The organism is Microbacterium sp. BF1 (genome assembly GCF_019279095.1).
Lineage (GTDB): Bacteria > Actinomycetota > Actinomycetes > Actinomycetales > Microbacteriaceae > Microbacterium > Microbacterium maritypicum.
Genome location: NZ_JAGYWT010000065.1, coordinates 1 through 8519, shown reverse-complemented (window position 1 = coordinate 8519; position 8519 = coordinate 1). Strand labels below are relative to the sequence as shown.

Here is an 8519-nt window from a genome sequence, read left to right as displayed (position 1 = left end):
AAAGGCGCCGACACCGGCCGCCGTCGCGCCCGTCGCATCGGTGCCGGCCGCATCCTCGACCTCAGCCGAATGGGGTCGCGTGTCCGATGACGGAACCGTCGAGGTCAAGGAGGGCGATGCCTGGCGCGTCGTCGGCCAGTACCCCGACGGCACTCCCGACGAGGCCCTCGCCTACTTCGTCCGCAAGTTCGACGACATCGCCTTCAAGGTGCAGACGCTCGAGCAGCGCCACCAGGCTGGCGGAGCTTCTGCCGGCGACCTGGCCAAGCAGGCTGCGCACCTGATCGAGGAGGCGACCGATGCCGCCGCCGTCGGCGATCTCGCAGGACTGCGCGATCGACTCAACGCGCTCACCTCGTCGTTGTCGGAAGCCACCGAGCAGGAGGCGCAGCAGGCCAAGGAGCTCGTCGACAAGGCGATCGCCGAGCGCACGATCCTCGTCGAGCGCGCCGAGGAGATCGCCGCCCGCGACCTCAGCAAGGTGCAGTGGAAGCAGGTCACCGCCGAGCTCGGCGAGCTGTTCGACGCCTGGCAGGCGCAGCAGCAGAACGGACCGCGCCTGTCGAAGGGAATCTCCCAGCAGCTCTGGAAGCGGTTCCGCGACGCCCGTGCGATCGTCGACAAGCAGCGCCGTGCGTTCTACTCCGAGCTCGACGATGCGCACAAGGCAGCGCGCGACGCGAAGACCCGTCTGGTCGAACGCGCCGAGGCGCTCGCCCCCCGTGGCACGGACGGCATCCCCGCGTATCGCAACCTCCTCGACGAGTGGAAGGCATCCGGGCGCGCCGGACGCAAGGCCGACGACGCCCTCTGGGCACGCTTCAAGGCTGCCGGCGACGCTCTCTACGCCGCGCGTGCCGAGCAGGCCGCTGCGGAAGAGGCAGACTCCGCGCCGAAGATCGAGGCTCGCGAGGCCCTCCTCGAAGAGGCGAAGGCCGTCGCGGACGAGTCGAACATCAAGCGGGCCCGTGCACTTCTCACGCGCATCCAGCGGCAGTGGGACGAGATCGGCCGCGTCTTCCCCCGGGAGAAGGAGCGTGCACTCGACGACAAGCTCCGCGCGATCGAGCAGGCTCTGAAGGGCCGCGAAGACGTGGACTGGAAGAAGAACAACCCGGAGACCAAGGCACGCGCGAACGACATGAGTTCGCAGCTGCTCGAGGCGATCGAGAAGCTCGAGGCCGAGGTCGCCGCGGCGCAGAAGGCGGGCGACAAGAAGGCCGCCAAGGCCGCATCCGACGCACTCGAAGCGCGACGCGCCTGGCTGAGCGCCCTCGGCAGCTGATCCGTTCTCCACAGCTCACCCGCGAGCTCGGAAGAGGCGGGGTGCACTGCGCCAGACTGGCGTGATGCACCCCGCCTTTCTCTACGTCCCCGGTGAGCGGTTGAGCCAGTCGGAGCTGAGTGCCGCGCGGATCGACGGTCACGTGGTGGAGGTGGGCGACGCCTACGTCCCCGCTGACCTCATCGAGGGGCCCGATGTCAGGGCCAGCACGATCGCCACCCTGGTGAGGCCGGGAACCGCAGCCTCGGGTCCGACCGCCGCCTGGATCCACGGCGCCGGTGACGCCCCGCCCGCCGTGCATCACATCAGGCGCTGCGTCGAGAGGCGCATCAGAGCCGTCACCAGTTCACGACTCGTCTTCCACGACACCGTGGTGCCGTCGTCCGACCTTCAGCAGATCGGCGGAGTGCTGGTGTCGACGCCGATGCGGACGATGCTCGACCTCGCCACGACGCTGCACCGAGACCCCCGAGTGCTCACGTGGATGGACCGTCTCGCCATCGTGTTCCCCGAAGCGCCCGAGGCCGCGGGAGACGCGTTGCGCGACATGAGCCGTGTTCCCGGCAGTCGCGTCGGAATGGCCGTGCTGGAGCGACTCTCGCTCAAGAAGAGGTGACGCGGTAGACGTCGTAGACGGCGTCGATCCGGCGCACCGCGTTGAGCACACGGTCCAGGTGAACGGCGTCACCCATCTCGAACACGAAACGACTCAATGCCAGGCGCTCATCGGTGGTCGTGACCGTCGCCGAGAGGATGTTGACGTGGTGCTCGCTCAGAACGCGCGTGACGTCCGAGAGGAGCCCGGAGCGGTCGAGGGCCTCGACCTGGATCTGCACGCGGAACACGCTCTTGGTGGTCGGTGCCCAGGACACCTCGACGAACCGGTCTTGCTCGCTGCCGAGGGCCTTGACGTTGACGCAGTCGGCACGATGCACCGAGACGCCGCTGCCACGGGTCACGAAACCGACGATCTGATCCCCGGGAACAGGTGTGCAGCACTTGGCCAGCTTCACCAGGATGTCGTTGGCTCCACGAACGAGCACACCGGAGTCCCCGGATCGCGGCTCGCGGCTCGGAGCGCTGCCAGGCAGATCGATGGCACCCGTCGTGGGGTCGCTCGCCGCCACGAGAGCGGTGACCTTCTCCAGCACCGACTGGGTGGAGACATGCCCCTCACCGACGGCGGCGTAGAGTGCGGACACGTCCTCGTAGTGCATGCCCCGCGCCACTTCCGTGAACGAATCATGACTCATCAGACGCTGCAGCGGCAGGTTCTGTCGGCGCATCGCGCGGGCGATGGCCTCCTTGCCCTGCTCGATCGCCTCCTCGCGGCGCTCCTTCGTGAACCATCCGCGGATCTTGTTGCGGGCGCGGGTGCTCGCGACGAAGCCGAGCCAGTCCTGGCTGGGACCTGCGTCGGGGTTCTTCGAGGTGAACACCTCGACGACGTCGCCGCTCTTGAGCTCGGATTCCAGCGGAACCAGACGACCGTTGACCTTCGCACCCATCGTGCGGTGGCCGATCTCGGTGTGCACGGCGTACGCGAAGTCCACCGGGGTCGCACCCGACGGGAGTCCGATCACGCGGCCCTTCGGGGTGAAGACGTAGACCTCTTTCGCCCCGATCTCGAACCGGAGCGACTCCAGGAACTCACCGGGGTCGGCGGTCTCCGCCTGCCAGTCGGAGATGTGCGCGATCCACGCCATGTCGGTGTCGGAGGCGCGGACCTCGGTCTTGCCACCGCCGTTCATCCGCTCCTTGTACATCCAGTGCGCCGCGACACCGTACTCGGCCTGCTGGTGCATCTCGTGCGTGCGGATCTGGATCTCGACCGTGCGGCCGGCGGGGCCGATCACGGTGGTGTGCAGCGACTGGTAGAGGTTGAACTTGGGCGTCGCGATGTAGTCCTTGAACCGGCCGGGCAGCGGAGTCCAGCGCGCGTGGATCGCACCGAGCACGGCGTAGCAGTCGCGCACCGAGGCGACCAGCACCCGGACGCCGATCAGGTCGTAGATGTCATCGAACTCGCGACCGCGGATGACCATCTTCTGGTACACCGAGTAGAGCTGCTTCGGTCGACCGACCACCTTGCCGCGGATGCGGAGATCGCGCAGATCCTCGTCGATCTCCTCGACGACCTGAGTCAGGTACTTCTCGCGTTGCGGGGTGCGCTGGGCGATGAGGCTGTGGATCTCGTTGTAGATCTTCGGGTGCAGCACCGCGAAGGAGAGATCCTCGAGCTCCGACTTGATCGCCTGGATACCGAGGCGATTGGCCAGCGGCGCGTAGATCTCCAGCGTCTCCTTGGCCTTCTTCGCCGCCTTCTCGGGCGGGACGAAACCCCAGGTGCGCGCGTTGTGGAGACGGTCGGCGAGCTTGATCAACAGCACCCGGATGTCTTTCGACATCGCGACGATCATCTTGCGGACGGTCTCGGCCTGAGCGCTCTCGCCGTACTTGACCTTGTCGAGTTTGGTAACGCCGTCGACGAGCATCGCGACCTCGTCGCCGAACTCGGCGGTGAGGTCGGTCAGCGCATACCCCGTGTCCTCGACCGTGTCGTGGAGCAGTGCGGCCGCGATCGCCCGCGGTCCGAGGCCGAGCTCCGCGAGGATCTGCGCGACCGCGAGCGGGTGAGTGATGTACGGCTCGCCGCTCTGGCGCTTCTGACCCTCGTGCTTCTCCTTGGCGACCGCGTAGGCCCTCTCGATGACCGAGAAGTCACCCTTGGGGTGATTCGCGCGCACTGTGCGGATGAGGTTGTCGAGGTCGTTGATCCTGGACGCGCGGGAGAAGATGCGGGGAACCAGCCGTCGCAGACTCGAACCCTGCGATGACGTCTGTGGTTCCGCCATCAACTCACCTCCCGATCAGTTCATCCTACGCGTGCTGGGCGGGACGAGCTCCCGCTGAGCTGACCGGTCAGACCTCGACCGACGCCTTGCTGCGGCTCTGACGGATGCGGGCGTCGCGTGCCTTGAGCTGCGGCTCGTTCTCGCGGAACAGCGAGTAGAGCGGAGCAGCCACGAAGAGCGTCGAGTAGGTCGCCACCAGGATGCCGACGAAGATCGAGAGCGAGATGTCGGTGAGCGACTCCGCACCGAGCCAGAAAGCGCCGATGAAGAGCACGGCGCCGACCGGCAGCGCTGCGACGACCGAGGTGTTGATGGAGCGCACCAGCGTCTGGTTCACGGCGAGGTTCACCGATTCACCGAACAGTCGGGCGGACTTCTCCCCGTCCTCCGTGGTGTTCTCCCGGATCTTGTCGAACACGACCGTGGTGTCGTACAGCGAGTACGCGAGGATCGTCAGGAAGCCGATCACCGCCGCAGGCGAGATCTCGAAGCCGGCCAGCGCGTAGACGCCCACCGTGATCACGAGCACGTCGAGCAGACCGATGATGGCCGCGGCCGACATCTTCCACGTGCGGAAGTAGATCGCGAGGATCAGGAAGGTCAGCGCGAGGAAGATCGCAAGACCCCACAGCGACTGCTTCGTGACGTTCTCGCCCCACGCGGGGCCGATGAAGGAGGAAGTGACGTCGGACGGATCGACGCCGTATGCCTTCGCCAGTGCCTCGCCGACCTGCTGGGTCTCGGCAGCGCTCATCTGGTCGGTCTGGACGCGGACGTCCTTGCCGCTGACGACGACGACCTTGGTCGCAGCGCCGGGGACGACCGATTGCACGGCTGTGGTCGCCGTCTCCTGATCGAGGCTGTCCGGCGCCTGCACGGTGAACTGCGATCCACCCGTGAACTCGATCGAGAACTGGATAGGACGGATGAGCGGCACCAACGCCGAGCCGACGACCAGGATGATCGCGATGATGAACCACAAACGCCGCTTGCCGACGAACGGGAAAGAGGTCTTCCCCGAGTAGAGGTTGTTGCCGAACTCATTCATGGAAGGCATCAGGCGTCTCCCTCACTTCCGGCGTTGGTGGGTTTGTCACCCGCGAGGGCCTCGGCGCGCTTGCGTTCGGCGATGGTCTGTCTGCGATCCGCCTCACCGCGGGAGCGGGCGTTCTTCGCGCCCCGCCCTGCGGATACCGTGGTCACCTCGCGATACTGCGAGCGGCTGCGGTACACGGCGCCCAGAGCCTCGGGGTCGAGACCGGAGAGCTTGTGGCCTCCGCCGAAGAATCGCGTGCGAGCGAGCAACTGCATCACCGGATGCGTGAAGATCACGAAGATGAACACGTCGATGAGCGTCGTGAGGCCGAGCGTGAACGCGAAGCCCTTCACCGTGGCGTCGGCCAGGATGTAGAGCACGAGCGCCGCGAGGATGTTGATGGACTTCGAGATGTAGATCGTGCGCTTGGCGCGACCCCAGCCGTCTTCCACCGCAGAGGTGATCGACTTTCCATCGCGGAGTTCGTCTCGTATTCGCTCGAAGTACACGATGAACGAGTCGGCCGTGAAACCGATGGAGACGATCAGACCGGCGACACCGGCGAGCGACAGGCGGAAGCCGATGCGCCACGCCAGGATGCAGATGATGATGTAGGTGAGGATCGCCATCACCGCGATCGACGCGATGATCACCGACCCGAGGGCGCGATAGACGATCAGCGAGTAGATCGCCACCAACGCGAGACCGATGAGTCCGGCGATCAGACCGATCTGCAGCTGCTGGGTGCCCAGCGTGGCCGAGATCGTGTCGGAGCTCTGCACAGTGAAGCTGAGCGGAAGAGCACCGAACTTGAGCTGGTCCGCGAGAGTCGTCGCGGTCTCCTGTGTGAAGCTGCCCGAGATGCTCGGCTTTCCGTCGAGGATCTGGCCGTTCATGCGCGGCGCGCTGATCACGTTGCCGTCGAGCACGAACGCGAACTGATCGCGCGGCGTGAGCCCGTCGATGCGGTTCTGGTTCAGACGGGTGCTGACCTTGCCGAAGGCGTCGGCCCCGTCGCCGTTCATCGTGAGCTGGACGAGCCATGCGCCCGACTTCGGATCGCGACCGGCCGAGGCGTCTGTGATGGCGGTTCCGTCGAGCTCGGCAGGTCCGAGGATGTACTTCGCCGTCCCGTCCGCCGAGCAGGCGATGAGCGGCTGGTCCTTCGGCGCCTTCGCGGCGTTGTTGTCGGGGTTCGCGCAGTCGTACGCCTGGAACTCCGCGGCCAGCTTGTCCGTGACCCAGGAGACGTCGCTCGCGTCGGTCGGCTCGGCCGTCGGCGTCGAGTTGAGCCCCGGGTCCGGGCTCGGGTACGGCGTGGAGTTGCCGTCCTCGCCGACGAACTCGTTGGTCGCCGCCGTGGTGTACAGAACGGGGCGGAACTCGAGCTGAGCGCTCGACTGGATCCGCTCCCGTGTCTGCGCGTCGGCCTCACCCGGGATCTGGACGACGATGTTCTGTCCGCCCTCGGTGGTGATGTCGGCCTCGGCGACACCTGAGGCGTCGACGCGCTGACGGATGATCGCAGCGGCCTGATCGAGCTGCTCGGTCGAGGGGGCGGCGCCGTCCTCGGTCTCCGCGCTCAGGACGATCTGCGTGCCGCCCTGGAGGTCGAGGGCGAGCTCGGGTGACCACGAGCTCGCGGCCTCCCCGTTGCTGTCCTTGAAGACGTACACGCCCAGCGCGTTGATGCCGAAGAGCACGCCCGTCACGAGGAGCAGGCCGAGAAGGACCCGCCAGGCGTGACGGACGGGAGAGGATGAAGCCACGTGTGTCAGCTTTCTGGAAGGACGGAGATCCGAGCGGCCGCGTCGGCCCCGGGCTTACTTGTCGTCGGCGTCGCGCTCGAGGCGGGCGCGGGTCTCCTCGGGAGTCTCGACGGCCGGAGCGATCGACTCGTCGGCGACCTGCTCCTCGACGATCTCATCTGCCGACGCGTCGACGATGGCGTCCTTGGGCTCGACGACTCGCAGGATGGCCTGGCTGTGGACGTCGATGATGGTGCCGGGAGCGATCTCGACCAGCGCCGGCGTGTCGAGGTCTTCGGGGTCGTACGCGACGATCGTCCCGTAGATGCCGCCCTGCAGGAGCACCTTGGCGCCCGGAACAGTCTTGGTGGCCTTCTCCTCCTGCTCTGCCTTCATCTGCTTCGTGCGCTTGCGTGTGTTGAAGATCATGAAGACGAGGAGGACGGCAAGAAGGCCGAAGAGCAGGAATTCCATGGGCATGGGGGAAGCGCCTTTCTCAGGTGCACGCTCCAGCCTTTGGGCGCGCGAAGGTAACCGGGAAGTCTCCAGCGATTATAGGTCATCCAACGTAAGCATCCCGTCCGGATGAGCGACGCCCAGATGCGCGTACGCCTCCGGCATCGCGACACGGCCACGGGGAGTGCGTCCGAGGAACCCGATGCGCACGAGGTAGGGCTCGACCACGCTCTCCACCGTCTCAGCCTCCTCGCCGACCGCCACCGCGAGTGTGCTGAGCCCGACCGGACCCCCGCGGAATCGACGCACCAGTGCTTCCAGCACGGCACGGTCCAGGCGGTCGAGGCCGATCGGATCGACGTCGTAGAGTTCCAGCGCCGCACGGACCTCGCGGATGGTCGCCACTCCCCCCGTGTGCACCAGGGCATAGTCGCGCACACGGCGCAGCAGACGGTTGGCGATGCGCGGTGTGCCGCGCGAGCGGCGGGCGATCTCGGAGAGCGAATCCGTCGGCAGATCGACGCCGAGGACGGCGGCCGAGCGGGCGATCACCTGTTCGAGCTCCGACTCCTCATAGAACTCCAGGTGCCCGGTGAAACCGAAGCGATCACGCAGGGGGTTCGGCAACAGACCGGAGCGCGTCGTCGCGCCGACGAGGGTGAACGGCGAGAGTTCGAGCGGAATGCTCGTGGCGCCCGCGCCCTTGCCCACCATGATGTCGATGCGGTAGTCCTCCATCGCGAGGTAGAGCATCTCCTCCGCGGAGCGCGCCATCCGGTGGATCTCGTCGATGAACAGGACTTCGCCTGGCACCAGGCTCGACAGCAGAGCGGCGAGGTCTCCGGCGTGCTGGATCGCCGGACCGCTGGACAGACGCAGCGGACGCTCGCTCTCGTGCGCCACGATCATCGCGAGCGTCGTCTTGCCGAGCCCCGGAGGCCCTGCCAGCAGGATGTGGTCGGCCGGACGGCTCTGGATGCGTGCGGCCTCGAGGAGGAGCTGCAGCTGACCGCGGACCTTCTGCTGTCCGACGAATTCCCCCAGGCTGGTCGGACGCAGCGCGCCCTCGATCGCGAGCTCGGTCTCGTCGGACGGCTCGCTGGCGTCGAGATGGTCAGACACGCGTCTGGCCTCCCTGC

The 8519-nt window shown here is 66.8% G+C and carries 7 protein-coding genes; 2 read left to right on the top strand and 5 right to left on the bottom strand.

The window, feature by feature from the left end; translation table 11 throughout:
- Positions 1-1285, top strand: a 1285-nt coding sequence (locus KZA10_RS04010; protein WP_256934379.1) for a DUF349 domain-containing protein, incomplete at its 5' end; no start/stop codon positions are given.
- Between the two features lie 64 nt (positions 1286-1349).
- Complete coding sequence (locus KZA10_RS04005) at positions 1350-1901, top strand: type IV toxin-antitoxin system AbiEi family antitoxin (protein ID WP_055872481.1); 552 nt, start codon at positions 1350-1352, stop codon at positions 1899-1901.
- On the opposite strand, the gene KZA10_RS04000 is transcribed toward KZA10_RS04005, so the two are convergent.
- The 5 genes from KZA10_RS04000 to ruvB all read right to left on the bottom strand — a co-directional run bounded on the left by KZA10_RS04000 (position 1888) and on the right by ruvB (position 8502).
- Complete coding sequence (locus KZA10_RS04000; protein WP_218682228.1) at positions 1888-4140, bottom strand: bifunctional (p)ppGpp synthetase/guanosine-3',5'-bis(diphosphate) 3'-pyrophosphohydrolase; 2253 nt, start codon at positions 4138-4140, stop codon at positions 1888-1890. The two genes, KZA10_RS04005 and KZA10_RS04000, sit on opposite strands and share 14 nt — an antisense overlap.
- Positions 4141-4207: 67 nt before the next feature.
- Complete coding sequence (gene secF / locus KZA10_RS03995; RefSeq protein WP_218682227.1) at positions 4208-5197, bottom strand: protein translocase subunit SecF; 990 nt, start codon at positions 5195-5197, stop codon at positions 4208-4210.
- Positions 5197-6945, bottom strand: a complete 1749-nt coding sequence (secD, locus tag KZA10_RS03990; RefSeq protein ID WP_218682226.1) for a protein translocase subunit SecD — start codon at positions 6943-6945, stop codon at positions 5197-5199. Before secD ends, secF begins: the two co-directional genes overlap by 1 nt.
- 54 nt (positions 6946-6999) lie before the next feature.
- A complete protein-coding gene (gene yajC, locus KZA10_RS03985; RefSeq protein ID WP_218682229.1) occupies positions 7000-7398 on the bottom strand; it encodes a preprotein translocase subunit YajC in 399 nt (132 codons plus the stop codon).
- Between the two features lie 78 nt (positions 7399-7476).
- Entirely contained in the window at positions 7477-8502 is a 1026-nt protein-coding gene (gene ruvB, locus KZA10_RS03980) for a Holliday junction branch migration DNA helicase RuvB (protein ID WP_017830536.1), read from the bottom strand.
- Positions 8503-8519 lie beyond the last annotated feature (17 nt).

Bases quoted from the DNA above. Each gene is read 5' to 3' on its own strand.
- KZA10_RS04005 (WP_055872481.1), top strand. From the start codon at position 1,350: ATGCACCCCGCCTTTCTCTACGTCCCCGGTGAGCGGTTGAGCCAGTCG.
- KZA10_RS04000 (WP_218682228.1), bottom strand. From the start codon at position 4,140: ATGGCGGAACCACAGACGTCATCGCAGGGTTCGAGTCTGCGACGGCTG.
- secF (WP_218682227.1), bottom strand. From the start codon at position 5,197: ATGCCTTCCATGAATGAGTTCGGCAACAACCTCTACTCGGGGAAGACC.
- yajC (WP_218682229.1), bottom strand. From the start codon at position 7,398: ATGGAATTCCTGCTCTTCGGCCTTCTTGCCGTCCTCCTCGTCTTCATG.